26 protein-coding genes are annotated in these 26,563 nt (G+C 71.7%); 14 read left to right on the forward strand and 12 right to left on the reverse strand.

Translation table 11 applies throughout. The features are described from left to right. Positions 1 to 10 precede the first annotated feature (10 nt). The 3 genes from ACNNMR_RS18915 to ACNNMR_RS18925 all read right to left on the reverse strand — a co-directional run bounded on the left by ACNNMR_RS18915 (position 11) and on the right by ACNNMR_RS18925 (position 1,653). A complete protein-coding gene (locus ACNNMR_RS18915) occupies positions 11 to 298 on the reverse strand; it encodes a type II toxin-antitoxin system VapC family toxin (protein WP_419995807.1) in 288 nt (95 codons plus the stop codon). Further along, positions 295 to 579: a type II toxin-antitoxin system Phd/YefM family antitoxin gene (locus ACNNMR_RS18920; RefSeq protein WP_419995808.1), complete on the reverse strand. Its 285-nt coding sequence runs from the start codon at positions 577 to 579 to the stop codon at positions 295 to 297. Before ACNNMR_RS18920 ends, ACNNMR_RS18915 begins: the two co-directional genes overlap by 4 nt. Positions 580 to 702: 123 nt before the next feature. Continuing rightward, positions 703 to 1,653: an RNA polymerase subunit sigma-70 gene (locus ACNNMR_RS18925; RefSeq protein WP_419995809.1), complete on the reverse strand. Its 951-nt coding sequence runs from the start codon at positions 1,651 to 1,653 to the stop codon at positions 703 to 705. A 159-nt stretch (positions 1,654 to 1,812) separates the two neighbouring features. On the opposite strand from ACNNMR_RS18925, the gene ACNNMR_RS18930 reads away from it, so the two are divergent. After that, positions 1,813 to 2,346 (forward strand): dihydrofolate reductase family protein, encoded by a 534-nt coding sequence (locus ACNNMR_RS18930; protein ID WP_419995810.1) that lies wholly within the window; start codon positions 1,813 to 1,815, stop codon positions 2,344 to 2,346. A 3-nt stretch (positions 2,347 to 2,349) separates the two neighbouring features. Here the strand turns inward: ACNNMR_RS18930 and ACNNMR_RS18935 are convergent, their stop codons facing one another. After that, positions 2,350 to 2,775 carry a pyridoxamine 5'-phosphate oxidase family protein gene (locus ACNNMR_RS18935; RefSeq protein ID WP_419995811.1) on the reverse strand — a complete coding sequence of 142 codons (426 nt, stop codon included), beginning with the start codon at positions 2,773 to 2,775 and terminating at the stop codon, positions 2,350 to 2,352. Positions 2,776 to 2,851: 76 nt separating this feature from the next. Then, positions 2,852 to 4,459 carry a FadD3 family acyl-CoA ligase gene (locus tag ACNNMR_RS18940; protein WP_419995812.1) on the reverse strand — a complete coding sequence of 536 codons (1,608 nt, stop codon included), beginning with the start codon at positions 4,457 to 4,459 and terminating at the stop codon, positions 2,852 to 2,854. 87 nt (positions 4,460 to 4,546) lie between these two features. On the opposite strand from ACNNMR_RS18940, the gene ACNNMR_RS18945 reads away from it, so the two are divergent. From ACNNMR_RS18945 to ACNNMR_RS18960, 4 genes are all read left to right on the forward strand, one after another. Beyond that, positions 4,547 to 5,701, forward strand: coding sequence for a lipid-transfer protein (locus ACNNMR_RS18945; protein ID WP_419995813.1), 1,155 nt, complete (start codon positions 4,547 to 4,549; stop codon positions 5,699 to 5,701). Then, positions 5,698 to 6,129 (forward strand): Zn-ribbon domain-containing OB-fold protein, encoded by a 432-nt coding sequence (locus tag ACNNMR_RS18950; RefSeq protein ID WP_420000408.1) that lies wholly within the window; start codon positions 5,698 to 5,700, stop codon positions 6,127 to 6,129. Before ACNNMR_RS18945 ends, ACNNMR_RS18950 begins: the two co-directional genes overlap by 4 nt. After that, the gene (locus ACNNMR_RS18955; protein ID WP_419995814.1) at positions 6,126 to 6,893 is read left to right on the forward strand and encodes an enoyl-CoA hydratase/isomerase family protein; all 768 of its coding nucleotides are present in this window, start codon (positions 6,126 to 6,128) and stop codon (positions 6,891 to 6,893) included. The genes ACNNMR_RS18950 and ACNNMR_RS18955 overlap by 4 nt, the downstream gene beginning before the upstream one ends. A gap of 114 nt (positions 6,894 to 7,007) precedes the next feature. Beyond that, positions 7,008 to 7,619, forward strand: a complete 612-nt coding sequence (locus ACNNMR_RS18960) for a hypothetical protein (RefSeq protein ID WP_419995815.1) — start codon at positions 7,008 to 7,010, stop codon at positions 7,617 to 7,619. A 1-nt stretch (position 7,620) separates the two neighbouring features. Here the strand turns inward: ACNNMR_RS18960 and ACNNMR_RS18965 are convergent, their stop codons facing one another. Further along, a complete protein-coding gene (locus tag ACNNMR_RS18965) occupies positions 7,621 to 10,098 on the reverse strand; it encodes a PQQ-binding-like beta-propeller repeat protein (RefSeq protein ID WP_419995816.1) in 2,478 nt (825 codons plus the stop codon). Between the two features lie 423 nt (positions 10,099 to 10,521). On the opposite strand from ACNNMR_RS18965, the gene ACNNMR_RS18970 reads away from it, so the two are divergent. After that, the gene (locus ACNNMR_RS18970; protein WP_419995817.1) at positions 10,522 to 11,169 is read left to right on the forward strand and encodes a TetR family transcriptional regulator; all 648 of its coding nucleotides are present in this window, start codon (positions 10,522 to 10,524) and stop codon (positions 11,167 to 11,169) included. Here ACNNMR_RS18970 and ACNNMR_RS18975 read toward each other — a convergent pair. Together ACNNMR_RS18975 and ACNNMR_RS18980 are read right to left on the reverse strand one after the other, a co-directional pair. Continuing rightward, positions 11,144 to 11,641 (reverse strand): nitroreductase family deazaflavin-dependent oxidoreductase, encoded by a 498-nt coding sequence (locus ACNNMR_RS18975; protein WP_419995818.1) that lies wholly within the window; start codon positions 11,639 to 11,641, stop codon positions 11,144 to 11,146. The genes ACNNMR_RS18970 and ACNNMR_RS18975 overlap by 26 nt on opposite strands. Continuing rightward, positions 11,638 to 12,849, reverse strand: coding sequence for an acyl-CoA dehydrogenase family protein (locus ACNNMR_RS18980; RefSeq protein WP_419995819.1), 1,212 nt, complete (start codon positions 12,847 to 12,849; stop codon positions 11,638 to 11,640). Before ACNNMR_RS18980 ends, ACNNMR_RS18975 begins: the two co-directional genes overlap by 4 nt. Positions 12,850 to 12,930: 81 nt before the next feature. On the opposite strand from ACNNMR_RS18980, the gene ACNNMR_RS18985 reads away from it, so the two are divergent. Further along, positions 12,931 to 14,115: an acetyl-CoA acetyltransferase gene (locus tag ACNNMR_RS18985; protein ID WP_419995820.1), complete on the forward strand. Its 1,185-nt coding sequence runs from the start codon at positions 12,931 to 12,933 to the stop codon at positions 14,113 to 14,115. Between the two features lie 21 nt (positions 14,116 to 14,136). Here the strand turns inward: ACNNMR_RS18985 and ACNNMR_RS18990 are convergent, their stop codons facing one another. Both ACNNMR_RS18990 and ACNNMR_RS18995 read right to left on the reverse strand, forming a co-directional pair. Beyond that, positions 14,137 to 15,114 carry a hypothetical protein gene (locus tag ACNNMR_RS18990; RefSeq protein ID WP_419995821.1) on the reverse strand — a complete coding sequence of 326 codons (978 nt, stop codon included), beginning with the start codon at positions 15,112 to 15,114 and terminating at the stop codon, positions 14,137 to 14,139. A 268-nt stretch (positions 15,115 to 15,382) separates the two neighbouring features. Further along, on the reverse strand, positions 15,383 to 15,799 hold the full coding sequence (locus ACNNMR_RS18995) for a Zn-ribbon domain-containing OB-fold protein (protein WP_419995822.1): 417 nt from the start codon (positions 15,797 to 15,799) through the stop codon (positions 15,383 to 15,385). Positions 15,800 to 15,887: 88 nt separating this feature from the next. On the opposite strand from ACNNMR_RS18995, the gene ACNNMR_RS19000 reads away from it, so the two are divergent. From ACNNMR_RS19000 to ACNNMR_RS19020, 5 genes are all read left to right on the forward strand, one after another. Continuing rightward, on the forward strand, positions 15,888 to 17,039 hold the full coding sequence (locus tag ACNNMR_RS19000; RefSeq protein ID WP_419995823.1) for a flavin-containing monooxygenase: 1,152 nt from the start codon (positions 15,888 to 15,890) through the stop codon (positions 17,037 to 17,039). 23 nt (positions 17,040 to 17,062) lie between these two features. Continuing rightward, the gene (locus ACNNMR_RS19005) at positions 17,063 to 18,565 is read left to right on the forward strand and encodes a flavin monoamine oxidase family protein (protein WP_419995824.1); all 1,503 of its coding nucleotides are present in this window, start codon (positions 17,063 to 17,065) and stop codon (positions 18,563 to 18,565) included. Continuing rightward, positions 18,562 to 19,674: an NAD(P)/FAD-dependent oxidoreductase gene (locus tag ACNNMR_RS19010; protein ID WP_419995825.1), complete on the forward strand. Its 1,113-nt coding sequence runs from the start codon at positions 18,562 to 18,564 to the stop codon at positions 19,672 to 19,674. Before ACNNMR_RS19005 ends, ACNNMR_RS19010 begins: the two co-directional genes overlap by 4 nt. 105 nt (positions 19,675 to 19,779) lie before the next feature. After that, positions 19,780 to 22,047: an acetate--CoA ligase family protein gene (locus ACNNMR_RS19015; protein ID WP_419995826.1), complete on the forward strand. Its 2,268-nt coding sequence runs from the start codon at positions 19,780 to 19,782 to the stop codon at positions 22,045 to 22,047. A 98-nt stretch (positions 22,048 to 22,145) separates the two neighbouring features. Next, entirely contained in the window at positions 22,146 to 22,877 is a 732-nt protein-coding gene (locus tag ACNNMR_RS19020) for an enoyl-CoA hydratase/isomerase family protein (RefSeq protein WP_420000409.1), read from the forward strand. Here the strand turns inward: ACNNMR_RS19020 and ACNNMR_RS19025 are convergent. After that, positions 22,874 to 23,758 (reverse strand): helix-turn-helix transcriptional regulator, encoded by an 885-nt coding sequence (locus tag ACNNMR_RS19025; protein WP_419995827.1) that lies wholly within the window; start codon positions 23,756 to 23,758, stop codon positions 22,874 to 22,876. The genes ACNNMR_RS19020 and ACNNMR_RS19025 overlap by 4 nt on opposite strands. A 104-nt stretch (positions 23,759 to 23,862) precedes the next feature. Between ACNNMR_RS19025 and ACNNMR_RS19030 the strand changes: the two genes are divergently transcribed. Both ACNNMR_RS19030 and ACNNMR_RS19035 read left to right on the forward strand, forming a co-directional pair. Further along, entirely contained in the window at positions 23,863 to 24,942 is a 1,080-nt protein-coding gene (locus ACNNMR_RS19030) for an NAD(P)-dependent alcohol dehydrogenase (protein ID WP_419995828.1), read from the forward strand. A 78-nt stretch (positions 24,943 to 25,020) separates the two neighbouring features. Continuing rightward, positions 25,021 to 25,620 (forward strand): flavin reductase family protein, encoded by a 600-nt coding sequence (locus ACNNMR_RS19035; protein WP_419995829.1) that lies wholly within the window; start codon positions 25,021 to 25,023, stop codon positions 25,618 to 25,620. Here the strand turns inward: ACNNMR_RS19035 and ACNNMR_RS19040 are convergent. Beyond that, positions 25,604 to 26,554, reverse strand: a complete 951-nt coding sequence (locus tag ACNNMR_RS19040; protein WP_419995830.1) for a hypothetical protein — start codon at positions 26,552 to 26,554, stop codon at positions 25,604 to 25,606. The two genes, ACNNMR_RS19035 and ACNNMR_RS19040, sit on opposite strands and share 17 nt — an antisense overlap. Positions 26,555 to 26,563: the final 9 nt, after the last annotated feature.

Consider the following 26,563-nt stretch of genomic DNA (forward strand, 5'->3'; position numbering starts at 1 on the left):
GCAGCAGCCGTCAAACGCCGGGGTGGCGGGCAGACATGCCCTCCGCCTCGGCCGCCGCACAGAGCCGCTTGTCGTAGACGACGAAGGCGGACAAGCGTGGGAGGAGCATCGCGGCTGAGGCGAGGTGGATGGCGTCCAGGCTGCGCAGCAGCGGGTCCCCGATGTCTAGCGCCTTGGTGGCGACACGGTCTCCCATAGGGATTAGGTGGATGCGGTCCTTGAGCCATTGCCGGAGTGCGGGCGATTCCGCTTCCTCGAAGACCAGCTTGAGCAGCGCCGACGGGTCAAGGTAGATCAAGACCGGTCCTCGCGCAGCTCGCTGAGGATGACATCCGTGGGCGGTGCGCCCGGCCGCCCGCTCGCCCCTGGCGACTCCAGCAGTTCGTCGAAGCTTCCGCTCGGGGGTACCACGAGCCCCTGAGCGATGAGTACGTCCAGCGTGGTTTCGTCATGGGACACAGGCGTGATCCGGGCGACCGTGGCCCCATCGTCTGTGATCTCGATGACCTCGCCGCGCCGCACCCGTTCCACATACCGGCTCACATGCTGGATCAGCTCCTGGATGCCGATTTGCTCCATGGTCTTCACGGTACGTCCCCCTCACCGTCGCGTACACCACCGGTCGCGCTACCCAACGATGCCGCGCGTCGGCGGTTACTCCGTCCGAGTGGGGAGCCGTCGCGGTCGGGCTTCGTCGCGTACTCAGGCCGGCAACGTGCGGGGGTAGCCGAAGCGGGCGAAGAGGCTCTGGTCGCCGAAGCGGGTGAGTGCGTGGATCCGGTCTCCTCGGAGAGTGAGGACGGTGAGGCCGCTGGCCCGCCAGAGCGGTGCGCTGGGGTCGGGGAGATAGAGCGCCAGGGCGGGCTGGCCGTTGGCCCGGGTGGGGAGGAATTTCAGCTCTTGGCGCTGATGAGACGTCAGGAAGCGGGCGATCGGCCCGGGGCCCCGGTACTCGGCGGGCTGGGGCGGCATCGTCAGCCTGGCGTCGTCGGTGAGCAGGGCCACCAGTTCCTCCAGGTCGAAGCGCTGGAACGCGCTGACGAACCGGTCGACGACGGCGGCCTCCGCCGGTGACCTGGGGACCGGCACATCGTGCGGGTGGCGGTCGGACGGCAGGCCGGCCCGGGCCCGGATGAGCGCGCTGTTGACGGCGGCCGGTGTGGTGCCGAGGATCTCGGCGGCTTCAGCTGCGGGGTAGCCGAGTACGTCCCGGAGCACCAGGACCGCACGCTGCTGAGGCGGCAGGTGCTGCAGGCCCGCCACGAACGACAGGGCGATCGACTCCCGTGCGTCGTAACGGGCTTCGGGGCCGAGGGCCAGGTCGTCCGGATCACCGGGGTAGGGCTCGAGCCACCACGGGTCGGCGGCCGCCCCGGCCTGCGCCGGTTGCGGGCGGCGGGACTCGCCGCGCAGGTAGTTGAGGCAGCGGTTGGTGGCGATCCGGTACAGCCACGCCCGCAGCGACCTGCCGTCGAACCGGCCGATCGAGCGCCAAGCCGCCAGCAGGGCTTCCTGCAGTACGTCCTCGGCGTCCTGCACAGAGCCGAGAATCCGGTAGCAGTGCGCCTCCAGCTCGCGGCGGTGGGGATCGATGAGTTCGCGGAAGGCCTCACCGTCCCCGGCCTGGGCAAGGGCGAGGGTGGCTTCGGTCATGGTGAGACCTGTCCCTTCATCTCATCCGGGTGGCTGACTCCTGGGATAGGGGTTCTGGAAATACAACACCGGTGGGCGCCTGGACTCATCGCCGCCCGCGTCGGTGAATCGACGCGCCGGCCGGTGTTTCACGTGATGAGGACTATGACAGGAGGCAATATGCGCAACCTGATCGTGAGCAGCCTGGTCTCACTCGACGGTGTCCACGCCGACCCGCAGTCCTGGGTCGGGGACTACTTCGACCAGCAGGCCGCGGAGGAATCGCTCGCCGTACTGCTCGAAAGCGACGCCATGCTGATGGGTAGAAACACGTACAACTACTTCGCCCCCGCCTGGTCGTCGCCCTCCGGGCCCTACCTGGAGCGGATCAACGACATGCCCAAGTACGTCTTCTCCTCCACGCTGACCACAGCGGACTGGAACAACACGACGATCATCTCCGGCGACCCGGCCCCCGCCGTGCGGGAACTCAAGGAGCAAGGCGACGGGCACCTGATGATCTACGGCTACAGCCGGCTCGCCCAGACCCTGCTGGAGAACGGCCTGGTCGACAAGCTGAACTTCGTCATCAACCCGGTCATGGCGGGCGCCGGGACGACGCTGTTCCGCCCCGGCAAGCGCACGGACCTGCACCTGGCCTCCGTCACCGAACGCGGCAACGGCGTGGTCGTCCTCTCCTACGCAAACGCCTGAGCGCTAGAAGCTCCCCATATCCGCCGACAGCCACTTCTCCGGCTTGAGGCGGAGGATCACGTTCGCCTCGAGGTTGGCCTCCGAGAATTTGAGGTACTCCTCCACCGCGTCCGGCGGCAGGTAGCGCTCCGTGACCTCGCGCAGTTGCTCGGGCGTGCCCGGTTCGATGGTCAGCGGGCCCTCTGCCGTTACGTAGCGGACCGTGGGCTCCAGCCGCTGGGCCATCAGGGAGGCGCGGCCCGCCGCCGCGGCTGCCTTTGCCTTTGCCGAGGTGGCGCCCGTGAGGATCCACAGGTCGCCGCCGGGCTCGTAGACGTACCAGACCGGGACGTTCAACGGCGCCCGGTCCGCGTCGGAGCGGGTGATGGAGAGGGCGCCGATGTGAGGTTCGGCGAGGAAGGCTTCGCGTTCTGACTGCGGCAGCGCCATATTGCTCAGGGCTCCTCGTAAGTGGGGCGTACGGGTGTGCAGAGCTATGCCTACCGCAGCGTGATCGCCTGGCCCACTATTCCCGCAGGCGAGTCTTCACCACCTTGCCGCTGGCGTTGCGCGGGAGTTCCGTTACGAAGGTGACCTGCCGCGGGACCTTGTAATTCGCCATCTCGCGGCGCGACCACGCGATCAGCTCGGCCTCGTCGAGCGACGTGCCCGGGCGGCGTACGACGAAAGCCTTGCCGACCTCGCCCAGCCGCGCGTCCGGGATGCCGATCACGGCCACGTCCGCCACCGCCGGGTGCAGGCCCAGGGTCTGCTCGATCTCGGCCGGGTAGGCGTTGAAGCCGCCGGCTATGAACATGTCCTTGATGCGGTCCGTGATCCGCAGATTCCCGCCCTCGTCCAGTACGCCCACGTCCCCGGTGCGCAGCCAGCCGTCCTCGGTGATGGCCTTCGCGGTCTCCTCCGGGGCCTCGAAGTAGCCCTGCATGACGTTGTAGCCGCGGACCATGACCTCGCCCGGCTCGCCAGCCGGCAGCGTCGCACCCGATGCGTCGACCACCTTCACCTCCGTGCCGGGGATCGCCCGGCCGCTGGTCGCCGCGATCACCTCCGCCGGGTCGCCGCGGCGGCACATCGTCGCGATGCCGGACGCCTCCGTCAGGCCGTACGCCGTGATCACCGTGCCGATCTTGAGCTCGTCGCGCAGCCGCTCCACCAGCCGCAGCGGGATCACCGCCGCGCCCGTGACCACCAGGCGCAGCGCCGAGAGGTCGTGGGAGTCGCGGGCCGGGTGGTCGAGGAGCTGCTGGTGGATGGTGGGCGGGCCGGGGAGGACGCTGATGCGTTCCGCGGAGATGTTGGCCAGTGCGGTGTCCACGTTGAAGACCGGCTGCGGGATCATCGTGGCGCCGCGGGTGAGGCAGGCGATGACGCCCGCCTTGTAGCCGAAGGTGTGGAAGAACGGGTTGATGATCAGGTAGCGGTCGCCTTCCTCCAGGCCCGCGAGCTCCGCCCAGGTGTCGTAGCCGCGCAGGGTCTGGGCGTGGGTGATCACCGCGCCCTTGGGGTGACCGGTGGTGCCGGAGGTGTAGATGATGTCCGAGGGGTCGGTGGGGCCGATCTCGGCCGCGCGTGAGTCGACTTGCTCCGCGGTGGTCCCTGAGCCCGCCGCCAGGAAGGCGTTCCAGGTGCGGAAGTCCTCGGGGGCGTCGTCGGCGAGCAGCACCACATCCTGAAGGTGCGGCAGTCCGGGCAGCGGGCCGTCGCCCGGGCCCTCGGCCGCGGCGCGGCGGAGGGAGGAGACGTACGACGTGCCGAGGAAGGTGCCCGTGACGAAGAGCGTGCGGGCGCGGGAGCGCTCCAGGACGTAGGCGGCCTCGCTGCCTTTGAAGCGGGTGTTGATGGGGACGAGCACCGCGCCCGCGGTCACCGCGCCGAGGGCGGCGACGATCCACTCCACGGTGTTCGGCGCCCAGATCGCCACCCGGTCGCCGCGCCGCACGCCGGAGGCGATGCAGGCGGCCGCGGCGCGGTCGATGCGGGTGCCGAGGTCGGCGTAGCTGATGCGGGTGCGACCGCTGACGACCGCCTCGCGGTCGGCGTGCGCGGTCGCCGCGTGGCGTACGAGCGCGGGGATGGTCTCCCACGCCGGACCGGGTGCGCTCTCCACTGCCATGTCCCCTCCCGGTAGCTGACTATCCGTCAGATTAGCGGTAGCCTTCCCGGCTGTCAGCAGCGAGAACAGCGACACCGGGAGGTGGCGATGGGGGTTTCCAACCTCAAGGACGTGACCGCGATAGCCGGCATAGGGCAGACGCCGTTCGCGAAACAACTCCCGGAATCCGAGAAGGCCCTGGCCTGTCGCGCCATCCTCGCCGCCCTCGACGACGCCGGGATCGAGCCCGCCGAGGTCGACGGTTTCGCCTCGTACACGATGGAGAACACCGACGAGGTCGAGGTCGCCAAGGCGATCGGCGCCGGGGACGTGACCTTCTTCGCCAAGACCGGTTACGGCGGCGGCGGTTCCTGCGCCACGGTCGCGCATCTCGCCGCGGCCATCGCCACCGGGCAGGCGACGGTCGGCGTCGCCTGGCGGTCCCGCAAGCGCGGCAGCGGGCCGCGGCCGTGGACCAACACCGCCGTGCAGCTGCCCACTCCGGCACAGTGGACCCGGCCGTACGGGCTGCTCAGGCCGGCCGACGAGATCGCGATGCTCACGCGGCGGTACATGCACGAGTACGGCGCCACCCGCGACCACCTCTTCAACGTCGCGCTCGCCTGCCGGAACCGCGCGAATCAGAACCCGGCCGCGATCATGTACGAGCGGCCGATGACCCGCGAGTCGTACATGTCCTCGCGCTGGATCAGCGAGCCGCTGTGCCTCTTCGACAACTGCCTGGAGACGGACGGGGCGCTGGCCTGCGTGATCGTCTCGGCGGAACGGGCCCGGGACCTCCGGCAGAAGCCGGTCTACGTGCACTCCGCCGCCCAGGGCCTGCCCGCCCAGCACCACGGCATGGTCAACTACTGGAACGACGACCCCCTGAGCGGCCCCAGCTGGACCGCCGCCCGGCACCTGTGGAAGTCCGCCGACTTCGGCCCCGATGATGTCGATGTCGCCCAGATCTACGATGCTTTTACGCCACTGATCCCGCTGTCCCTGGAGGGCTACGGCTTCTGCGGGCGGGGCGAGGGCGCCGCTTTCACCGAGGGCGGCGCGCTGGAGACCGGCGGCCGGCTGCCGGTCAACACCTCCGGCGGCGGCCTGTCGGAGGCGTACGTCCACGGCTTCAATCTCATCAACGAGGGCGTCCGCCAGCTGCGCGGCGCCTCCACCGCCCAGGTCCCGAACGCCTCGACCTGCCTGGTCACGGCGGGCGAGGGCGTCCCGACGTCCGCGCTGCTGCTGAGGAGCTGACGATCGTGTCCGAGCTACTGCAACCCGTCCTCGACGACGACGGCGCCCCCTTCTGGGAGTACGCAGCCCGCGGCGAGCTGCGCATCCAGGCCTGCGCCGCCGCGGACTGCGGCGAGCTGCGCTTCCCGCCGCGCCCCTGCTGCCCGCGCTGCCAGAGCTTCGACAGCGAGTGGCGGCTGCTGAGCGGCCGTGGCCGGATCTGGTCGTACGTGACCGCGCACCCGCCGCTGCTGCCCGCGTATGCCGCGCTGGCCCCGTACGACGTGGTGCTGGTGGAGCTGGCCGAGGCCCCGCAGATCCGGCTCGTCGGGAATCTGGTCGGGAACGGTTCGGCGCCCAGCCCGCGCATCGGCGCCGCGGTGACGGCGGACTTCCGGGAGCATCCGGACGGGCTGCCGGTGCCGCACTGGCGGCTGGAGCGGCCATGACGACGGTCGAGACGAAGCTCGACGACGGCGTCGCGGTCGTCACGATCGACAGGCCCGAGCGGCTCAACGCCATCGACCTGCCGACCGCGGACGCGCTGCGCGCGGCCTGGCAGGACTTCCGCGGCCGGGACGACGTGCGCGCGGTGGTGCTCACGGGCGCAGGCGACCGGGCCTTCACGACGGGCATCGACCGGTCCGTCGAGGCCCCGCAGCCGCTTTCCCCGTACGCCATCGACGACCCGCTCCTCGACATCGGGCCGAAGGCGCAGGACCTGTGGCTGCCGGTGATCGGCGCGGTGAACGGGATGGCCTGCGGCGGAGCCTTCTATCTGCTCGGGGAGTGCGACTTCATCGTGGCGGACGAGGAGGCGAGCTTCTTCGATCCGCATACGACGTACGGGATGGTGAGCGCGTACGAGGCGATGATCCTCGCGCAGCGGCTGCCGTACGGGGAGGCCGCGCGGCTGGCGCTGATGGGGACGGCGGAGCGGGTGTCGGCGCGGCGGGCGTACGAGACGGGGCTGGTGTCGGAGGTGGCGCCGGCGGGCGAGGCGGTCGAGGCCGCGCTGCGGGCGGCGCGGACGCTCGCGTCGTATCCGCCGGCGGCGGTGCAGGGGACCGTGCGGGCGCTGTGGGCAGGGCGGCAGGCGGCGCGGGATCAGGCCTTTGCGCAGGCGCCGGCGCTGATCGCGCTGGGGAACCTGTCGGCGGAGGAGCAGGCGAAGCTGTTCACCGGGCGTGACCAGGGCTTTCACCTGCGTTAAAGATCACCGGCTCGCCGCCTTGACATTTCCGGCGTAACGTCGAAACACGGACGAAGCCCGCTGGAACGATGTGGGAAGGCGTGCCAGACAATGCTCGAGAATGCTGCATCCAAGGTGCGATACCTGATCGGTTCCGCGCTCGTCCTGCTAGGAGCGGCGGCCGCCGTATGGAGCCCCTTCCGTCCCTGGTACGACGGCCGCCCCGGCCGCGATTACGGCGTGGGCCAGCTCTTCGACGGCATCAGCGGAAACCGGTCGCCGATCATGGAGTCGATCATGCTGCCGATGATCGCGGCGGCGATCCTCGCGGTGATCGGGGTGCTGATCCGCTCGCGGATCGCGATTGCGATCGGGGGCCTTGTCGTCCTCGCGACGGTGGTGCTGTGGATGATCCGGCAGGGCCAGGTGAGCGACGGCCTGTCGGTGCAGGCGGACGGCACGGGCATGGACCTCGGCGTCGCGAACGCCTGGTTCGCGGCGGTGGCGATGTTCCTCGGCATGGCCGTCATGGGCAACCCGAAGAAGGCCAAGGGCAGGCGCCGCAAGGGCGACACGATCGTCACTCCCGCACCGAGCTCCACGTACGCGCCGGAACCCCTCCCGGACAACGTGCACCCGCTCCCGGACGCGATGCGCCGCCGCGAGGCGGCCCCGCCGCCGGGCGTCGACCAGGAGCAGACAGCGGACGGCAGGCCGCCCCGCTTCCCGGACGACCGCGCGGCGTGAGCTAACCGCCCGACGTCCGCGTCCCCTCCGCCGCATCCAGGGCGTACACGCACCGGTCCTTGCTGCACGCGTACACCACGCCGCTCGCGACCACGGGCGAGCCTGTGATCTCGCCGTCCGTCTTGAGCTTCCAGAGCAGGCGGCCGTCGCCCGCCGCCACCGCGTAGATGCAGTGGTCGGCGGAGCCGAAGTGGACGCGGCCGTCGGCTGCGACCGGGGCGCCGATCAGCTCGCCGCGGACCGGGAAGCGCCACTTCGGGGTGCCCGCCACCGCGTCGAGGGTGTACAGGGCGCTGCCCGCGCCCACGTGCACCGAGCCGTCGACGACCGTCACCGGCTCGATCGACTGGCGGGCCTCCGTGGCGATGCGCCAGCGCTCGCGGCCGTCCGTCGCGTCGAGGGCGTAGACCGTGCCCAGGTAGTCGGCGAGGTAGACCCCGCCGCCCGTGACCGCGGCCCCGGGGGCGTACGCGGGCGGGCTGAGCAGCACCGCGGGGGTCTCGAAGGTCCATCGGACCCCGCCGAAGGCGGCGTCCAGGGCCAGCACCCGCTTGCCCGCCGCGACGTACAGCACGCCGTCGTCGGTCGGCGTCAGCCGCACCGGCACGCCGCCGCACGCGGCCGCGTCGCCGATCGGATACGACCAGCGCTCGGCGCCGGTCCTGGCGTCCAGCGCGGACAGGCGGTCGTTCGCCCACAGGTAGACCGTGCCGTCGTGGACGACCGGGCCCGCCTCCTGCGTCTCGAAGTCGGACTGCGCGCCGGACAGCTCCCACAGCGGCTCGCCCGTCGCGGCATCGCGCGCCTGCACGCCGCCGCCGCGGGTGCCGGTGACGACCGTGCCGGAGCGGCCCGCGGTACGGGCGGCGGGTGCGTCGGTCTTCAGCGCGTACACCCAGCCGTCCGTGGCCACCCGCCAGCGCTCCTGCCCCTGCGCGGAGTCCAGGGCGTACAGGCTGGGCCCGTCGGAGGCGTGGATGAGGCCGTCGCCGACCGCCATCGACCAGGCGACCTCGCGGGTCTTGAACTGCCGCCTGCCGCTGCCCACATCGAGGGCGTGCACCTCGAAGGAGGTGACGTACAGCAGATTGCCGACGACGGCGGGGGTGCCCCAGACGTCGTTGGACATCCGGAAGCGCCAGGGCCGCCAGTCCGGCTGCCGCGGCGCCGGGGGCGGTGGCTTGGCGGGGGCGGCCGCGCTCTTCGGCCGAGCCTTGCCCGGCTTCTGCCCGGGTACGGCGCCGTTCGGCGGCCGCAGCCAGCCGGTCACCTGGTTACTGCCCGCGTCCCGCTCCGCGGCCATCCGCTGCGCCGCGGCCCGCACATCCGCCACCCGCGGGCCGGGGCCGATCGGCACCGGCGACTGCGCCAGCCGCACCGCGCCGCGCGGCGTCGACGCGGAGCCGGACGGCGGGGCCGCCTCGGCGACCGCGGGCTCCGGCTCGGGCGGGAGGCTGGGCGGGACCGGCTCGCCCGGCTCGTACGACGGCATGGGCGGCGGCTTCTGGCGTACGGAGCTCTTGCTGCCGTTGGCGGCCGGGGCGCCGTTCACCGCGCCGCCGCCGGCGCCCGCGGTCGTACGGCCGCCGCCGCGGCGCGCCTCGATCAGCTCGACGGCGCCCGCGGGCAGCCAGGCCGAGGCGGTGCCGCTGTCGTCCTGGCCCGCGCTGAAGAGATGCGGGGCCAGGTCGGCCTGCATTTCGCTGGGGGTGGGGCGCTCCTCGGCGTTCATCCGCATGACGGACTCGATCAGCGGCCGCAGCTCGTCCGGCAGGCCCTCCAGGTTCGGGCCCTCGCGCAGCAGCATGAAGACGGTCTCGACGGGGTTCGCGCCGTGGAAGGGAGCATGACCCGTACCGGCGAACACCAGCGTCGACCCGAGGGAGAAGACATCACTCGCGCCGGTGACGGAGCGGGAGTCGCGGGCCTGCTCCGGGGACATGTAGGCGGGGGTGCCGACGGCGACATTGGTCATCGTCAGGCGGGTGTTGGAGACGCCGGAGGCGATGCCGAAGTCGATGACGCGCGGGCCGTCCTCGACGACGAGGACATTGGACGGCTTCAGGTCGCGGTGCACCAGGCCGGCCCCGTGGATGGACTGCAGCGCCTCGGCGACGCCGGCCGCCAGCCAGCGCACCGCCTGGACGGGCAGCGGACCGCACTCGGTCACTATTTCCTCGAGCGAGGGCGCGGGTACGTACGCCGTGGCGAGCCACGGAACCGCAGCCCGCGGATCGGCGTCTACCACCGCGGCGGTATAGAAGCCGCTGACGGCGCGGGCAGCCTCCACCTCGCGCGTGAACCGGACGCGGAAGAGCTGATCCTCGGCCAGCTCCGTTCGCACCGTCTTGATGGCCACTCTGCGGCCGGACGCCGAACGCGCGAGATAGACCAGCCCCATGCCGCCGGCGCCCAGCCTGCCGAGCACCTCGAAGGGTCCGATCCGTCTCGGGTCGTGCTGCGTCAGCTGCTCGACCACTTCCCTTGCCACCTCCCCGTTAAGGGATCGCCTACAACGACCCCCGTGCAGCCTCTCACTGCGCGCGCAACTCCGTCAGTCCCGGGGGTACGCCCGCTGATTCTCCCTGGCAATCGCCTTCGTTGCGAACCCGAGGAGATAAAGGGGAGTGTCTTAGATCACGTTGAACGATCGCTGACCGATCACTGACCACCGCGTTGACCGGTCGCACCGGCTGCCGGGCCCCGCCGCCCGGGGCCCGGCAGCCGTGCCCGCACCCGGCGGCGGGGCCGTTGCCTGCCGGGGGGTCTGGCGATACGGACACGCTAGCCGCGGACCCCCGGGCCCGTCTCGCCAATAATTCGAACACATGGTCAATTTTGTTCGCGTGCTCATTTGCCCCAGTCAGATCGCGCGCCGATCACCCCTCGGTAAGCTGACGGCATGACAGGACAAGTGCGCACGGTCGACGGTCGCGTGGCCGGCCGTCGCGGCCAGGCGACCCGCACCAAACTGCTGGAGTGCCTGGGCGAGATGCTCAGTTCCTCGCCGTACCGGGACGTCAAGGTCATCGACGTCGCCCGCAAGGCGGGCACCTCGCCGGCCACCTTCTACCAGTACTTCCCGGACGTCGAAGGCGCGGTGCTCGAACTCGCCAACGAGATGGCCAAGGAGGGCGCGCAGCTGACCGATCTGGTCGCGGGCCGCGCCTGGGCCGGCCGCTCCGGCGCGCAGGCCGCGGAGGAACTGGTCGAGGGCTTCCTGTCCTTCTGGCGCAAGAACGACGCGATCCTGCGCGTCGTCGACCTCGGCGCGGCCGAGGGCGACAAACGCTTCTACAAGATCCGCATGAAGATCCTGAACGCCGTCACCAACTCCCTTACGGACTCCATCAAGGACCTCCAGGACAAGGGCAAGGTCGACGCGTCGGTCTCCCCCGCGGCCATGGCGGGCTCGCTGGTGGCGATGCTGGCGGCGGTCGCCGCGCACCAGAAGGGCTTCCAGACCTGGGGCGTGAAGCAGGCGGAGCTGAAGCCGAATCTGGCGATGCTGGTGCACCTCGGGGTTACGGGGCGGAAGCCGCCGAGGTAGCAGCGGCGGTGACCCTGAAGAGCCTGATCTGCCGTTCCACGCGCGCCTGATACGTCGCGTACGGCGGCCAGAAGCGCAGCACCTCCTGCCACATGCGCTCCCGCTCCTCGCCTTCGAGGAGCTGCGCGCGTACGGAAATGTCCCGGCCCTTCCAGGAGATCTCCGCCTCCGGGTGGGCGATCAGGTTCCCGGTCCAGGCCGGATGCCCTGGACGGCCGAAGTTGCTGCCGATCAGGATCCAGGTCCTGTCCTTCTCCTCCGGCATGCAGGCCAGCGGAGTCCTGCGGGGCAGGCCCGACTTGGCGCCCTTCGCGGTGAGGATGACGCTGGGGAGCATCTGGGCGCTGAGCATCACCTTGCCGCGGGTGAGCCGGTGCACGCCGCGGTCCAGGGCCGGGATGACGTGCGGGGCGATCCGCGCGAAGGTGCGGGTCGAGGAGACGCGCTGGATGGTCTTCAGGCCGGGTTTCATGCGATCACCCCCGCGGTCTTGGCGGCGTGCGCGCGCAGGCGGTGCGGCGGGCCGAAGAGGGCCAGGTCGCCGGCGGCGCGCTTGAAGTAGAGGTGGGCTTCGTGCTCCCAGGTGAAGCCGATGCCGCCGTGCAGCTGGATCGCCTGGCCGGTGACGGAGTGCTGGGTCTCCAGGGCCTGGGCGAGGGCGAGGGGGGCGGCGGTCGTACGGTCCTCCTCCCCGGCGGCGGGGTCGGTGACGGCCCAGGCCGCGTAGTACGCGGCCGAGCGGGCCGACTCCACCTCCACGTGCAGGTCGGCGAGCCGGTGCTGCACGGCCTGGAAGGAGCCGATGGGCCTGCCGAACTGGTGCCGTTCCTTCACGTACGCCACGGTACGGGCGAGAGCCTCGGCCGCCACTCCGACCGCCTCGGCGGCGAGCGCGGCCGCGGCGGTCAGGCCGGTGGCGGCGAGTGCGCCGGGGATGTCGGCGCCGAGCTCCCCGAGCAGTTCGGCGGGGGTGTCGCGGAGCTCGATGCGGGCGAGGGGGCGGGTCTCGTCGAGGGTGGTGCGGCGGTGGCGCAGGAGTCCGGGGGCGTCGGCCCAGACTGCGTAGAGGTGGGTGCCGGTGGCGGCGTAGCCGCCGGTGTGGGCGGCGACCAGCAGCAGGTCGGCCGCGTGTCCGCCGAGGACCTGGGCGCATTCGCCGTAGAGGCGCCAGCCGTCGGTATCGGTGTCGGTGTCGGCGTCGGCCTCCGCGTGCTTACGGGCCTGCACCCCGCCCGCCCGGCCGCCTCCGGACCAGGAGCCGTCGCCGCCGGTCAGCCCCAGCACCTCCGGCAGCCCCCCGGACGCGGCGAACGCGGCGGTCACCCCGCGCGTGGCCACCGACCCGAGCAGCCGCTCGCGCTGCGGCTCCGTACCCAGCGCGGCGATCAGGGGCGCGGCCAGGACCGCGGTGGGGACCAGGGGTGACGGGAGGACGGCACGGCCCGACTCTTCGCAGGCAAGGGCGAGTTCGACGGGGCCGCAGCCGATGCCGCCGTACGCGGCGGGCAGCGCAAGCCCCGGCAGGCCGAGCTCGCCCGCCAGCCGGTTCCACAGCTCGGTGTCGTAGCCGAGCGGCGTACGGACCGCCGCCTTGACGTCGTCCGGCGCCGACTGTTTGCGCAGCAGCTCGCGCAGGGTGCGGCGGATGCCGTCCTGCTCCTCGGTGAACGCGGTGTCCATCGGGCTCCCTCCGGTGCCGTGCGGTGGCCGACGCTGCGCATCGTAGAGCGACTTTGCCGAATCTGATATACCGTCAGATCCATGTCCGCTGCGATATCTGCCACCGGCCAACGCCGCGTCGCCGTCGCCGGCGTCGCCCTGTCCGACTGCGGCCGCGTCGACGACAAGACCGCCCTCCAGCTGCACGCCCAGGCCGCCCGCCGCGCCCTCGCCGACTCCGGCCTCGACCGCTCGGTCATCGACGGCGTCGCCTCCGCGGGGACGGGGACGCTGGCCCCGGTGGAGGTGGCCGAGTATCTGGGCCTGAAGCCGACCTGGGTCGACTCGACCGCGGTCGGCGGCTCGACCTGGGAGGTCATGGCGGCGCACGCCGCCGACGCGATTGCGGCGGGGCATGCGAACGCGGTGCTGCTCGTGTACGGATCCACGGCGCGGGCCGACCTGAAGGCCGGGCGGCGTACGGCCAATCTCTCCTTCGGGGCGGGCGGCCCGCTGCAGTTCGAGGTGCCGTACGGGCACACCCTCGTCGCCAAGTACGCGATGGCGGCCCGCCGCCACATGCACGAGTACGGGACCACGCTGGAGCAGCTGGCCGAGGTAGCGGTGCAGGCGCGGGCGAATGCCGCGTACAACCCCGATGCGATGTACCGCGATCCGGTCACCGTCGACGATGTGCTGTCCGGGCGGATCATCGCGGACCCGTTCACGAAGCTGCACTGCTGCATCCGGTCGGACGGCGGCGCGGCCGTGCTGCTGGTCGCGGAGGAGTATCTGCAGGACGCGGCGAAGGCACCGGTCTGGGTGCTGGGCACGGGCGAGCACACCTCGCACGCCGCCATGTCCGAGTGGGAGGACTTCACCGTCTCCCCCGCGGCCGTCTCCGGGCGGCTGGCCTTCGAGCGCGCCGGGGTGCGGCCGGCGGACATCGACGTCGCCGAGCTGTATGACGCCTTTACGTACATGACCCTGGTGACGCTCGAAGACCTCGGCTTCTGCGCGAAGGGCGAGGGCGGGGCGTACGTCGAGAAGGGCCGGATCGGGCTCGGCGGCGAGCTGCCGGTGAATACGGACGGGGGCGGGCTCTCCGCCTGTCATCCCGGGATGCGGGGGCTGTTCCTGCTGGTGGAGGCCGTACGGCAGCTGCGCGGCGAGGCGGGGGAGCGGCAGGTGCGCAAGGACGGCGGGCGGCTGCCGGAGCTGGCGGTGGCGTCGGGGACGGGTGGGTGGTTCTGCTCGTCGGGGACGGTGGTGCTGGGGCGGGGGTGAGCCCGCCCCAGGCCCCGGGGATCAGAAGAAGCGCCGGACGAAGATGTCCGCCTTGCCGTTGGTGTCGCCCGGCACGATGTCGTCGGCCGCGGACGCGAATGCCACATCGCGCCCGCCGGCGCTGACCGAGTCGACCACGGCCGTGGCGGGCCCGCTCGACACGACCTCGTCCGTGCCCGACCGCAGGTCGCGCAGCGCGAGCGGCGCGGGTCCAGTCGTGCCGGCCGGGGCGTGCAGGAGGTAGCGGCCGGTGGGGTCGATGGCCAGTCCCCGTACGTTCGGCACCACTTGCTCGGTGTCCGCGGCGACGTCGTAGACATGGGTGTCGGAGCCCGAGACGTAGACGACCTTGCGGCCGTCGTCGCTGAGCTGGACGAGAGACGCCTCCTTGCCCTGGCCCTCGATGGGGTCGGAGGTGGTGCCGTCGGTCCGGTTCCACAGCCAGACGTCATGCGCCTGGGCGTCCTGGTACGCCACGTACTCCCCGTCGCCGCTGATGGACGGCCGGGCCTCAAGGCGATGCTCGAACTCGGCGACGGTCTCCTTGGTGTTGGTGTGCCAGTCGACGACCTCGATGACCTGCCTGTTCACCCCCAGCGGCCGGGTGAACTTGCCGACCTGGGCGATGTAGCTGCCGTCCGCGCTCAGCGACGGCTGGTCGGCGCTGTGGCCCGAGTGCACGATGCCGATCGTGTCTCCGATGCCTGCCCGGGACAGGAAGTTCGTCGTGTCCCGCTGGATCAGCCCCGCGAAGGCGGCGTACTGACCGTCGCCGCTGATCACCGGCGGCTGGAGATAGGCGCCGATGGAGCCCATGTGCCGGGTCAGCCGCGCCCGCTGGTCGCGGACGTACACCTTGTCGTCCGTGCTCGCGATGCCGGAGCCGAGGCTCGTCGCCTTCGACGAGAAGGCGATGCGGCTGCCGTCGGTGGCGATCGAGGCATGGGCGGAGTCGCCGTCGGCCTGGGCGCCGTCGATCCCCACACTGATTCTCTCCACGCCGGCTCCGCTGTCGGCCGCGGCCGCTCCGGGCAGCGCTGCCGTGACCGCGCAGGCCGCGGCCGCCACGCTCAGGGCGGTCCGGACACGCCTGGCCGTACCGCGATTCGTGTTCCCCCGCATGGTTCCCCCCACGTAGAAGAAGGCCCCCGGCCTCTGCCGGAGGACTCCATGCATGCAACCGCGTTGGCATTTATGGGGTCAATGCGTCATATGCGGTGGGGCAAATGCGGCAGCTGGCGTATCGGGAGGCGCGCGCCGGCTCAGCTCACGCCGGGCGGAAGACCGGCACCGGGCGCTGCTCGTCGCCCTTGCGGAAGGCCAGCCGCAGCGGCATCCCGACCCGCAGGTCCGCCTCGGCACAGTCCACGACCTCGGTCATCATCCGCGGGCCCTCGGCGAGTTCCACGACGGCCGCGACATACGGAACGCGCTCGCCGAAGGGCGGCAGGTCGTTCATGTGCACTACGGACCACGTGTACAGCTCCGCCGCGCCGCTCGCCTCCTCCCACGTCACGTCCTCGCTCCAGCAGTGCGGGCAGAACTCGCGCGGGTAGTGGTGCGCCCTGCCGCAGGCGTCCGCCCGGCAGCGGCGGAGCAGCAGCAGCTCGTCGGCGGCGGCGTCCCACCAGGGGCGGGTGAAGGCGTCGGGCTCCGGAACGTCGTATCGCGTTGTGCTCGCCATGGGGTCTGACGGTACGTCAGTTAACGGGTTGAGGACAGCCTTCCGCTTGATCTCCGCAAGAGGTGAGCCTTGCTCTAGTCTCGCCTGCATGTCCATGACGGGTGATCTCACGCACGTCCCTCCGGCCTACGTCATCGGCGCCGGACCAGGAGGTCTCGCCACCGCGGCCGCGCTCAAGGCCCGCGGCGTACGGCCCGTGGTGCTGGAGAAGTCCGCTTCCGTGGGCGCCTCTTGGCGCGGGCACTACGACCGGCTGCGGCTGCACACCACCAGGGCGCTGTCCGGTCTGCCTGGCCTGCCGATTCCGCGCAAGTACGGGCGGTGGGTGGCGCGCGATGACGTGGTGCGGTACCTGGAGGCGTACACCGAGCACCATCAACTGGAGATCATCACCGGGGTCGAGGTGAACCGCGTCGAGCGGCACGACGACCACTGGCGGCTGCACGCCACCGGCGGGCGCGAACTCACCGGCAGGGCCGTGATCGTCGCGACCGGGTACAACCACACCCCGCACCTGCCGGACTGGCCGGGCCGGGAGTCGTACGACGGCGAGCTGCAGCACGCCGCGCACTACCGCAACTCCGGCCCGTACCACGGCAAGGACGTCCTGGTCGTCGGCACCGGCAACACCGGCACCGAGATAGCCGTCGACCTCGCCGAGGGCGGGGCGTCGCGGGTGCGGATCGCGGTGCGGTCGCTGCCGCACATCCTGCGGCGGACGACGGCGGGGTGGCCGGCGCAGCGCACGGGCGTGCTGGTGCGGCGGCTGCCGGTGAAGCTGGTGGACCGGATGGCGGCGAAGACGACCCGGTGGAGCGTGCCCGACCTGGGCGAATACGGGCTGCCGTATCCGGCGAGCGGGCTGTACTCGCGGGTGCTCGACGGGTCGATTCCGGTGCAGGACGTCGGCTTCATCAAGGCCGTGCAGCAGCGGCAGGTGCTGGTGGTGCCGGCCGTGCACGGCTTCGAGAAGGGCCGGGTGGTGCTGATGGACGGCACCGAGCTGGAGCCGGACGCGGTGATCGCCGCCACCGGCTACCGGACGGGGCTGGAGGACCTCGTCGGGCACCTGGACGTACTCGATGAACGCGGGCGGCCGCAGGTCCATGGGCCGGTGACGCCGCCGCAGGCGCCGGGGCTGTATTTCACCGGCTATACGAACCCGATCAGCGGCATGCTCCGCGAGATCGCCCTGGATGCGGAGAAGATCGCGCGGGCGGCGGCGAAGGCCGTCGCCTGAGAGCTGAAAACCTAAGGAGATACGTGCCCAACGACACGTCTGACATACCCAGAAGATTCTCCCGGCGGGGCGTGCTGAGCGGTGCCGCCGCCGCTGCCGCCGGGCTCGGCCTGGCCACCGCCAGCCCCGCCCGTGCCGTCGAATCCCGCAGCGTCGACGTGGCCGTGATCGGCGCCGGTCTCGCCGGCCTGACCGCGGCCCGGGACCTCGTCGCGGCGGGCAAGAGCGTCGTCGTGCTGGAGGCCCGCGACCGGGTCGGCGGGCGGGTGTACAACGCGCCGCTGCCGAACGGTGGCGTGACCGAGGCGGGCGGCGAGTTCATCGGCCCGACCCAGGACCGGATCAAGGCGCTGGCGGACTCGCTCGGCGTCGAGACCTTCCCGACGTACAACGCCGGGGCGAAGAACCTCCTGTACATGGACGGCACCGCCACCCCGTACGAGACCGGCGGGCCGCTCGGGCCGCTGCCGCCCATCGATGAGGCCGGTCTCACGGAGCTGGCCACCATGATCGGGACGCTGGACGAGATGGCCAAGTCCATCCCGGTCGACGCCCCCTGGACCGCGCCGGACGCCGCTCAGCTGGACGCGATCACCTTCGAGGAGTGGCTGAAGGACAAGGTCACGACGCCCTCGGCGCGCTTCCTGACCGAGGTGGCCACCGCCTCGGTCTTCTCCGCCGAGCCGCGCGAACTGTCCTTCCTCTTCGTCCTCTTCTACATCGCCGCGGCAGGCAACGAGACCACCCCCGGCTCCTTCGGCCGCCTCATCGACACCGGCAACGGCGCCCAGGCCACCCGCTTCGTCGGCGGCTCGCAGCTGGTGCCGGTCAAGCTGGCGCAGAAGCTCGGCAGCCGGGTGCTGCTGCGCCGGCCCGTCGCCGGCATCAAGCAGACGTCGAAGGGCGCGGTCGTCTACGGCAACTCCTTCGCGGTGACCGCGAAGCAGGTCGTCGTCGCGCTGCCGCCGGCGCTGGCGGGGCGGCTCGGGTACGCACCCGCGCTGCCCGCGGACCGCGACACGCTGGACGGCAAGATGCCGATGGGTCACGTCGGCAAGGCGATCGCGGTGTACGGCAAGCCTTTCTGGCGCGACGCGGGGCTCAACGGGCAGGTGCTGTCCGACGCGGGCGTGGTCCGCTCGACCTTCGACAACTCGCCGCCGGACGCGTCGTACGGCGCCCTGATGGGCTTTATCGAGGCCGACATCATGCGCGAGTACGACACGAAGCCGGCGTCGGTGGTGAAGGCGGCGGTGCTGAAGGACTACGTGACGTACTTCGGCGACCAGGCGGCCAAGCCGACCGGCTTCGTGCTGCAGCGCTGGGACAATGAGCGCTACTCGCGCGGTGGCCCGACGGGCATCGCGCCGCCCGGCGTGCTGACGTCGTACGGGGAGGCGCTGCGGAAGCCGGTGGGCCGCATTCACTGGGCGGGGACGGAGACGTCCGGGTACTGGATCGGGTATATGGATGGCGCGGTGCGCTCGGGCGAGCGGGTCGCGAAGGAGGTGCTGGCCGTTCTGTGAGTCGGGTCCGGGTGGCTGTCATCGGTGCTGGCATCGTCGGCGCCTGCGTGGGCTGGAATCTGTCCCGGCTCGGCGCGGACGTGGTCTTCATCGAGGCGGGCGCCCGGCCGGGCGAGGGCGTCACGAACTGGTCCTTCTCGTGGGTCAACGCCAGCAACAAGACGGTGACCAGGTCGTACTTCGACCTCAACGTCGCGGGTATGGCAGCGCACCGGGAGCTCGCCGGGGCCATCGGGGGAGAGCCCTGGTGGCATCCCGGCGGGCATCTGCGCTGGGCTGATGAGGCGGCGCGGCAGGCGGAGTTCTTGGCTACGGGCGAGTTGTTGGCCGGGTGGGGTTACCGGGTCGAGGTGTGGACGGGAGCGGAGGTGCGCCGTCGGCTTGAGCCCGGTCTGGCGATGCCTGACGACGCTGCTGTGCTGTTCTACCCGGACGAGGCGTGGGTGCACGGGCGGCATCTCGTCGGTCGGCTGGTCGATGAGGCCGTGGCATCGGGCGGCGCCGAGCTGCGGACCGGCGTCGCGGTCCGCGCCCTCGGGGCCGGTGCCGACGGGCGGATCAGGACGGTCGCCTTGGCGGACGGGAGCTCGCTCGATGTCGACGCCGTCGTGAACGCGGCGGGCCCCGGCGCCGCCGTCGTAGCCGAACTCGTGGGGCGGCGGCTGCCGATGTGCCGGGAGCCCGGCATCGTCGCCCGGATCGACTGCGCTGAGCTCCCAGTGCACCGGGCCATGCACGCCCCGCACATCGAGATCCGTCCCGACGGCGACGCCTCGCTGGCAGCGCACAGCCGCGAGATCGACGCGCTCATCGACTCCGGCGAGGCGGCAGCGGAACTCGCCCGTCTGCTGCACGAGTCGGCACGGCGCGTGCTTCCCGGGCTCGATGACGCCTCCCGCGTCACCGGGGCCCGGGTGATCAACCGGCCCATCCCGGCCGACGGATTTCCCTCGGTGGGGGCGGTGCCGTCGGTGCCGGGCTACTACGAGGCCGTCTCCCACAGCGGCATCACGCTCGGTCCTGTCCTCGGCCGGCTGCTGGCCGCGGAAATCCTCAGCGGGACGCGCGCTGAGCTGCTCGCGGACTTCCGTCCGGAGCGGTTTCCGTAACACAGCTGCGTACGCCCACTTCCTGACTAGTTGTCTCGCCAGTAATCTGACTATGCGTCAGATTACTGGCGAGACACCGACGTCGAGCGGCAGGAGTGGCGGACGATGCTGGGATCCACCCATGGCACCCTCACCACCCACAACCGGGTGGCGGCCTACTGCGCCGCCGAGGACCAGCCGAGACCGGGCGAGGCTGCGGACATCGAGGGCGACGTCAGCGGGCGGCCGCTGCAGGCAGCCGAGGTGGACCTCGACCGCTTCTTCCGGCCGGAATCGGTGGCCGTCATCGGGGCCTCGGACGCCGAGGGCCGGCCGAACACCGGCATCACCCGGCAGCTCATGGCCTGGTCCGAGCGCGTCGGCGCGCGGCTGCACCCCGTGCACCCGAAGCGGGAGACGGTCTTCGGGCTGCCGTGCGTAAAGTCGGTCGCCGACCTGCCGGAGCCGGTCGACCTGGCCGTGCTGCTGGTGGCCGACCCGCTGCCGGTGGTCGAGGAACTGGCCGCGGCCAAGGTGAAGTTCGCCGTCGCCTTCGCCTCCGGCTTCGCCGAGACCGGCGAGGAGGGCGCGGCGGCCCAGGCCCGGCTGGCCGATGCCGTACGCGGCGCCTCCGGCGACGGGCCGGGCGGCCGGCACGGCCTGCGGCTGCTGGGCCCGAACACCAACCTCAACGCCTTCGAGGCCTTCCGCGACGACCTGGACGGGCCGGCGATCGCGCTGATCACCCAGTCAGGCCACCAGGGCAGGCCCGTCTTCACCCTGCAGGAGCTCGGCATCCGCCTCTCCCACTGGGCGCCCACCGGCAACGAGGCCGACCTGGAAACCGCCGACTTCATCGAGTACTTCTCGAGGCAGCCGGAGGTCGGCTCCATCGCGCTGTACGCCGAGGGCTTCCGCGACGGCCGCAGCTTCCTGCTCGCCGCGGACGCCGCCGCCCGCCGCAAGGTGCCCGTGGTCGCGGTCAAGGTCGGCCGCACCGAGGCGGGCGCCCGCTCTGTCGCCTCCCACACCGGCAAACTCACCGGCGCGGATGACGTGATGGACGCGGCCATGAAGCAGTACGGCGTGATCCGCGTGGACGGCCTCGACGAACTGCAGGACACCTCGGCGCTGCTGGCCCGCGCCAAGCCGCCGCAGACCGCCTCCGGCACCTCCTCATCCAGCACTGCCGGCGTCGTGGTGTATTCGATCTCGGGCGGCACCGGCGCCCACTTCTCCGACCTGGCCACCGCGGCCGGCCTTGAACTCCCCTCTCTCTCCGCCGAGAAGCAGGCGGAGCTGCATCAGTGGATACCGGACTACCTCGATGTCTCCAATCCCGTCGACTGCGGTGGCCACCCCGTAGGCGACGAGCGCGGCCGGAAGATCATCGACGCGATCCTGGCCGACCCGGCCGTGGACTGCCTGATCGTGCCGATCACCGGCCCCTTCCCGCCGATGAGCGACCGGCTCGCCGCCGACCTCGCCGCGGCCGCGGAGACGACCGACAAGCTGATCTGCGTGGTCTGGGGGTCCCCGGTCGGCACCGAGGACGCCTATCGCCGTACGCTGCTGGGCTCTTCCCGCCTCGCCACCTTCCGTACCTTCGGCAACTGCATCACGGCCGTCCGGGCCTGGCGCGACCACCACCGCTTCACCTCCCGCTATGTGTCTCCCTTCGACGAGGCACCGCGCACCCCCTCCCCCTCCGCCCGCAAGGCGCGGGCGCTGCTCAAGCCCGGGCAGCAGCTCAGCGAGCACGCGGCGAAGCAGCTGCTGCGGGCGTACGGCATCCGGGTGCCGCGCGAGCAACTCGTCACCAGCGCGGCCGCTTCCGTACGGGCCGCGGCGCAGGTGGGCTATCCCGTGGTGATGAAGGCCTCGGCGCCGCAGCTGGCGCACAAGTCGGAACTCGGCCTGGTCAAGGTCGGCCTCACCTCGGCCAGCCAGGTCCGCGAGGCCTACCGGGAGCTGACGGATATCGCGCGCTTCGAGAACGTGTCGCTCGATGGCGTGCTGGTCTGCCAGATGGTGGAGCGCGGCGTGGAGATGGTGGTCGGCGTCTCCCGCGACGAGCTCTTCGGGCCGACGGTCACGGTCGGGCTCGGGGGCGTACTCGTCGAGGTGCTGGATGACGCGGCCGTCGGCATTCCGCCCTTCGGCGAGACCCAGGCCCGCAGAATGCTCGACTCGCTCCGCGGCCACACCCTCCTCGACGGCGTCCGCGGCGCGCCGCCCGCGGATACGGAGGCGCTGGTCGAAGTGGTCCTGCGCGTGCAGCGCATGGCTCTGGAGCTCGGCGACTCGCTCGCCGAACTCGACATCAATCCCCTGGTCGTCCTGCCCCGCGGGCAGGGCGCGGTCGCCCTCGACGCACTGGCGGTGTGCAATTGAATGAGCATGTGAACTCCCCCGTCGATCCCGTGGCTTCATTCATACTCGACGCCACTGACAACGGCGTGCTCGCGCTCACCCTCAACCGCCCGGACGCGATGAACGCCATCACGCCCGCTCAGCGCGAATACCTGATCCGACGGCTCGCGGAAGCCTCCGCGGACCCGGACGTGAGGGCGGTCGTCCTCACCGGGACCGGGCGCGGTTTCTGCGCCGGCGCCGATCTCCGCAGCGGCGCGAAAGCCCCCGCGGCTCCCGCCGAGCGCGTCCCCGGCGACGTAGCGCGCATGATCAGGGAAGGCGCCCAGCGCCTCATCGCCGCCGTACTCGACTGCGAGAAGCCCGTCATCGCCGCCGTCAACGGCACCGCGGCGGGCCTCGGCGCGCACCTCGCCTTCGCCTGCGACCTGGTCATCGCCGCGGAAGAGGCCAAGTTCATCGAGGTGTTCGTACGCCGCGGCCTCGTCCCCGACGCCGGCGGCGCGTATCTGCTGCCCCGCCTGATCGGCCCGCAGCGGGCGAAGGAGCTGATGTTCTTCGGCGACTCGCTCCCGGCCGCCGACGCCGAGCGCCTCGGCCTGGTCAACCGCGTCGTACCCGCCGAGGACCTCGGCAAGACCGTCCGCGAGTGGGCCGAGCGGCTCGCCCAGGGCCCGACCCGCGCCCTTGCCCTCACCAAGCAGCTGGTCAACGAGTCTCTCGACGTGGGCCGCCCGCAGGCCTTCGCAAGCGAGGCCGCCGCTCAAGAGATCAACATGACCACCCAGGACGCCCAGGAGGGCGTCGCGGCCTTCGTCAACCGCCGCGAACCGCAGTACCGCGGTCGCTAGCGCACTGCAGTACCCCGGTCGCTGGCCGCCACCAGCAGCCGCAGCGCGTCCGCCGACGGCGACCCGGCCTCCGCGGTGTACGTCACCAGCGCCTGGTCCGGGTCGTCGGGCAGCCGCAGCGTCTCGTAGGACAGCTCGATCGGCCCGACCAGCGGGTGGTGCAGGGCCTTCACGCCGTGCGTCTTCTCGCGTACGTCATGCGCCGCCCACAGCTCGGCGAACTCCGGGCTGCGCCGCGCCAGCTCGCCCACCAGGCGGCAGCCCGCAGGGTCGTGCGGATGCGCGCCGGCCTCCATGCGCAGGAAGCCGACCACGTCCGCGGCCTTGCGCCCCCAGTCGTCGTACAGGTCGCGCATGCCCTCGTCCAGGAAGACCATCCGAGCCCAGTTGCGCTCGGCCACCGGGAGCGAGCCGAAGTCGGTGAAGACGGCGGCCGCGGCGTCGTTCCAGGCGAGCACGTCGAGGCGGCGGCCGATCACGTACGCCGGAACGTCCCCGACCGCGTCGAGCAGCCGCTGCAGCCCCGGCCGTACGGTCTGCCGCTCGGGCGCGGTGCCCTCCGCGCAGCAGTCGCCGCCGCCCGGCCCTTCGCCCTCGGCGGGCCTGGCCAGGTTGTACAGGTGCTGCCGCTCCGCGTCGTCCAGCTTCAGGACCCGGGCGACCGCGTCCAGCACCGCCTCGGAGAAGTGCACGTTACGGCCCTGCTCAAGCCGGATGTAATGATCCACACTGACACCCGCCAGCATGGCCAGCTCCTCGCGCCGCAGCCCTGGGACCCGGCGCATGCCGCCGTACTCACCGAGACCGGCCTCGGCCGGCTGCACGCGGGCGCGCCGGGAGCGCAGAAACTCTCCCAGGGTGTCGCTTCGCCTCATTCCCATGCATTCCAGTATCACCGGACCGGGACCGAGCCTGCCTGGTCACCGCGTGCCCAGGCACAGGGCGGCTCTCCCACCTGCGCGGATGTTCCCGCAGGATCGATTCCATGACCGATACGACCCTCACCTCCGTCACCGACGCCACCCCCGTCACCTCCGTCACCGCTTACGCCGCCCTGGCCCCGAAGGCCCCGCTGGAGCGCACCACCGTGCCGCGCCGCCCGGTCGGCGAGCATGACGTCCTGATCGAGATCAAGTACGCCGGCATCTGCCACTCCGACATCCACCAGGCCCGCGACGAGTGGGGCCCCGGGAGCTACCCGATGGTCCCGGGCCACGAGATCGCCGGTGTGGTGACCCAGGTCGGCTCGGGTGTGACGAAGTACACAGTCGGCGACCGCGTCGGCGTCGGCTGCTTCGTGGACTCCTGCGGCGAGTGCGAGAGCTGCCGGGCGGGCCTGGAGCAGTTCTGCCAGAACGGCACCGCCACGTACAACGACACCGGCCGGGACGGCGAGCCCACCTATGGCGGCTACTCGACCCACGTCGTCGTGGACGAGAACTACGCGCTGCGCATCCCCGAGGGCATCGCCCTGGACGAGGCGGCGCCGCTGCTGTGCGCCGGCATCACCCTCTACTCGCCGCTCGCCTACTGGAAGGCCGGCACCGGCAAGAAGGTCGCCATTGTCGGCATGGGCGGCCTCGGCCACATGGGCGTGAAGATCGCGCACGCCATGGGCGCCGAGGTGACCGTGCTGTCGCAGTCCCTGCGCAAGCAGGAGGACGGCCTGCGTCTTGGCGCGAACCACTTCTACGCCACCTCGGACCCGCAGACCTTCGAGGAGCTGGCGGGCACCTTCGACCTGATCGTGTCCACCGTCTCCGCGCCGCTGGACTTCGCCGCGTACCTGAGCCTGCTGAAGCCGCGCGGCGTCCTGGCGAATGTGGGCGCCCCGGCCGAGCCGGTCGAGCTCGGCCTCTTCTCCCTGATCCTCGGCAATAAGGTCCTCGCAGGCTCGCAGATCGGCGGCATCGCGGAGACCCAGGAGATGCTCGACTTCTGCGCCGCGCACGGCATTGGCGCGGAGATCGAGACGATCCGCGGGGAGCAGATCAACGAGGCGTACGAGCGGGTGCTCGCCAGCGACGTCCGCTACCGCTTCGTCATCGACACGGCGACGCTGTAACCGGTCGCCGCACGAGGACGCCGTAACCACCGCTCAAAAGCCCTTCCAATCTGACGATCCATCAGATTCACTGGATCCATGATGGGACACGCGGGCATGGCGGCCGAGGCCGTACGCCACTTGCGTACGGCCTCGGCCGTCGTAGCCACTCCTCGTCCGGAGCTGCGGGCCGTGCGCGACGATGAGCGCGCGCCGGTGCCGGCCGCCGAAATGCGCCGGGTCATGGGCCACTTCGCCACCGGCGTCGCCGTCATCACCACCGAGGACGAGGAAGGCCCCGCAGGCTTCGCCTGCCAGTCGGTGGCCTCGCTCTCCCTCGAACCGCCCCTGGTCGTCTTCATGGTCGGCCGTACGTCCACCACATGGCCGCGGATCGCCCGCACGGGCACCTTCTGCGTGAACGTCCTCAGCGCGGACCAGGGCGCACTCTGCAGCGGCTTCGCCGTCAGCGGCGGCGACAAGTTCGCCGGGATCTCCTACGACGCCACCTCCGTCACCGGCTCCCCGCGCCTGGCGGGCGCGGCCGCCTGGGTGGACTGCCGCATCCACGCCGTCCATACGGGCGGCGACCACCTGATCGTGGTCGGCCGGGTCGAGGCCCTGGACGCCCGCGACGACGAGGCACCGCCGCTGCTCTTCCACCGGGGCGGCTTCGGGGGCTTCAGCCCTGCCGGGTGAGGATTTGGCGGTTTCCCGAGTCCGGGTCGCCGATCCAGTCGTAGAGCGTGGGCTTGTCGTGCGTACCGCCGAAGGTCAGGCCTGACAGGTCGCAGGGGACGATAGTCAGGTCGATCCCGTCGCCCTGGAGGGACCCGGTCCAGCGGCCGGTGCCTATGCACTCCTTGGTCTCTTCCTTGTCATAGCCGACGGCTTGGCCGCCCTTGATGTGCGCCGTCGCGGTGCCGTCGGCAGTCAGGCGCAGGGTGCCGCCGTCGCCGTCCGTCCAGGTGCCCGCCAGCTCTGCGGCGCCGAGCCGGGGCGCCTCGTACCCCTTGAGCAAGCCCGTGGCGTACGCGACGATCCCGCTGCCGAGCACGGCCACCCACAGCGCCGCGCCACCGGCGACGGTGAGGCCGACGACGCCCCAGCGTGAGGCGGTGCCGCCGCGGGTCGCCGCGGCTCGCGCGACGAGCGTGGCCGGGCCCAGGACCGCGACCAGGATGAGCCAGAGCAGCGGGCCCAGGAGGGCCGGGCCGCCGGTCACCAGGGCCGTCAGGGCGGCGACGAGGGCAACCGCGGCCGCCGCCGCGGCGGTCGTCGCCAGGCACCACCACCAGCGGTCCTCCCTGCCCATGCGCCGCACCGCCCAGCGGGAGAGCAGGTGCAGCGGGAGGACGACGGCTATGGATCCGGCGCCGGCGACGAGGGCCGTAGCGATCACCGCGGCGACGAGCATCACCAGATAGCCGACGAACGCCGGAGCGCCACCCGCCACGAAGAACTCGTCCTGCAGGCTCCAGAGCAAGCCGGCCGTCGCCGCACTGGCCGCCTCGGCGGCGAGCGCCAGCGCCCCGGCCAGCCACGCCGCGAAGGCGCCGCCTCCCGGCTGCGGCTGCGGCCGCCCCTGCCCCTGCCCCTGCCCCAACTGCCATGCCTGCATCGCCTGCGCCATGCGGCCCCC

The sequence above is a fragment of the Streptomyces boninensis genome, from assembly GCF_048572725.1.
Classification (GTDB): Bacteria; Actinomycetota; Actinomycetes; order Streptomycetales; family Streptomycetaceae; genus Streptomyces; species Streptomyces boninensis.

Excerpts from the sequence above, each read along its gene's own strand:
- ACNNMR_RS19020 (WP_420000409.1), top strand. The coding sequence starts at position 22,146 with ATGAACGCCATCACGCCCGCTCAGCGCGAATACCTGATCCGACGGCTC.
- ACNNMR_RS18975 (WP_419995818.1), bottom strand. The coding sequence starts at position 11,641 with ATGAAACCCGGCCTGAAGACCATCCAGCGCGTCTCCTCGACCCGCACC.
- ACNNMR_RS18945 (WP_419995813.1), top strand. The coding sequence starts at position 4,547 with ATGGGGGTTTCCAACCTCAAGGACGTGACCGCGATAGCCGGCATAGGG.
- ACNNMR_RS19000 (WP_419995823.1), top strand. The coding sequence starts at position 15,888 with ATGTCCATGACGGGTGATCTCACGCACGTCCCTCCGGCCTACGTCATC.
- ACNNMR_RS18995 (WP_419995822.1), bottom strand. The coding sequence starts at position 15,799 with ATGGCGAGCACAACGCGATACGACGTTCCGGAGCCCGACGCCTTCACC.
- ACNNMR_RS19040 (WP_419995830.1), bottom strand. The coding sequence starts at position 26,554 with ATGGCGCAGGCGATGCAGGCATGGCAGTTGGGGCAGGGGCAGGGGCAG.
- ACNNMR_RS18925 (WP_419995809.1), bottom strand. The coding sequence starts at position 1,653 with ATGACCGAAGCCACCCTCGCCCTTGCCCAGGCCGGGGACGGTGAGGCC.
- ACNNMR_RS18955 (WP_419995814.1), top strand. The coding sequence starts at position 6,126 with ATGACGACGGTCGAGACGAAGCTCGACGACGGCGTCGCGGTCGTCACG.
- ACNNMR_RS18935 (WP_419995811.1), bottom strand. The coding sequence starts at position 2,775 with ATGGCGCTGCCGCAGTCAGAACGCGAAGCCTTCCTCGCCGAACCTCAC.
- ACNNMR_RS18940 (WP_419995812.1), bottom strand. The coding sequence starts at position 4,459 with ATGGCAGTGGAGAGCGCACCCGGTCCGGCGTGGGAGACCATCCCCGCG.
- ACNNMR_RS19015 (WP_419995826.1), top strand. The coding sequence starts at position 19,780 with ATGCTGGGATCCACCCATGGCACCCTCACCACCCACAACCGGGTGGCG.
- ACNNMR_RS18985 (WP_419995820.1), top strand. The coding sequence starts at position 12,931 with ATGTCCGCTGCGATATCTGCCACCGGCCAACGCCGCGTCGCCGTCGCC.
- ACNNMR_RS18920 (WP_419995808.1), bottom strand. The coding sequence starts at position 579 with ATGGAGCAAATCGGCATCCAGGAGCTGATCCAGCATGTGAGCCGGTAT.
- ACNNMR_RS19030 (WP_419995828.1), top strand. The coding sequence starts at position 23,863 with ATGACCGATACGACCCTCACCTCCGTCACCGACGCCACCCCCGTCACC.
- ACNNMR_RS19025 (WP_419995827.1), bottom strand. The coding sequence starts at position 23,758 with ATGGGAATGAGGCGAAGCGACACCCTGGGAGAGTTTCTGCGCTCCCGG.
- ACNNMR_RS18970 (WP_419995817.1), top strand. The coding sequence starts at position 10,522 with ATGACAGGACAAGTGCGCACGGTCGACGGTCGCGTGGCCGGCCGTCGC.
- ACNNMR_RS19035 (WP_419995829.1), top strand. The coding sequence starts at position 25,021 with ATGATGGGACACGCGGGCATGGCGGCCGAGGCCGTACGCCACTTGCGT.
- ACNNMR_RS18980 (WP_419995819.1), bottom strand. The coding sequence starts at position 12,849 with ATGGACACCGCGTTCACCGAGGAGCAGGACGGCATCCGCCGCACCCTG.
- ACNNMR_RS18930 (WP_419995810.1), top strand. The coding sequence starts at position 1,813 with ATGCGCAACCTGATCGTGAGCAGCCTGGTCTCACTCGACGGTGTCCAC.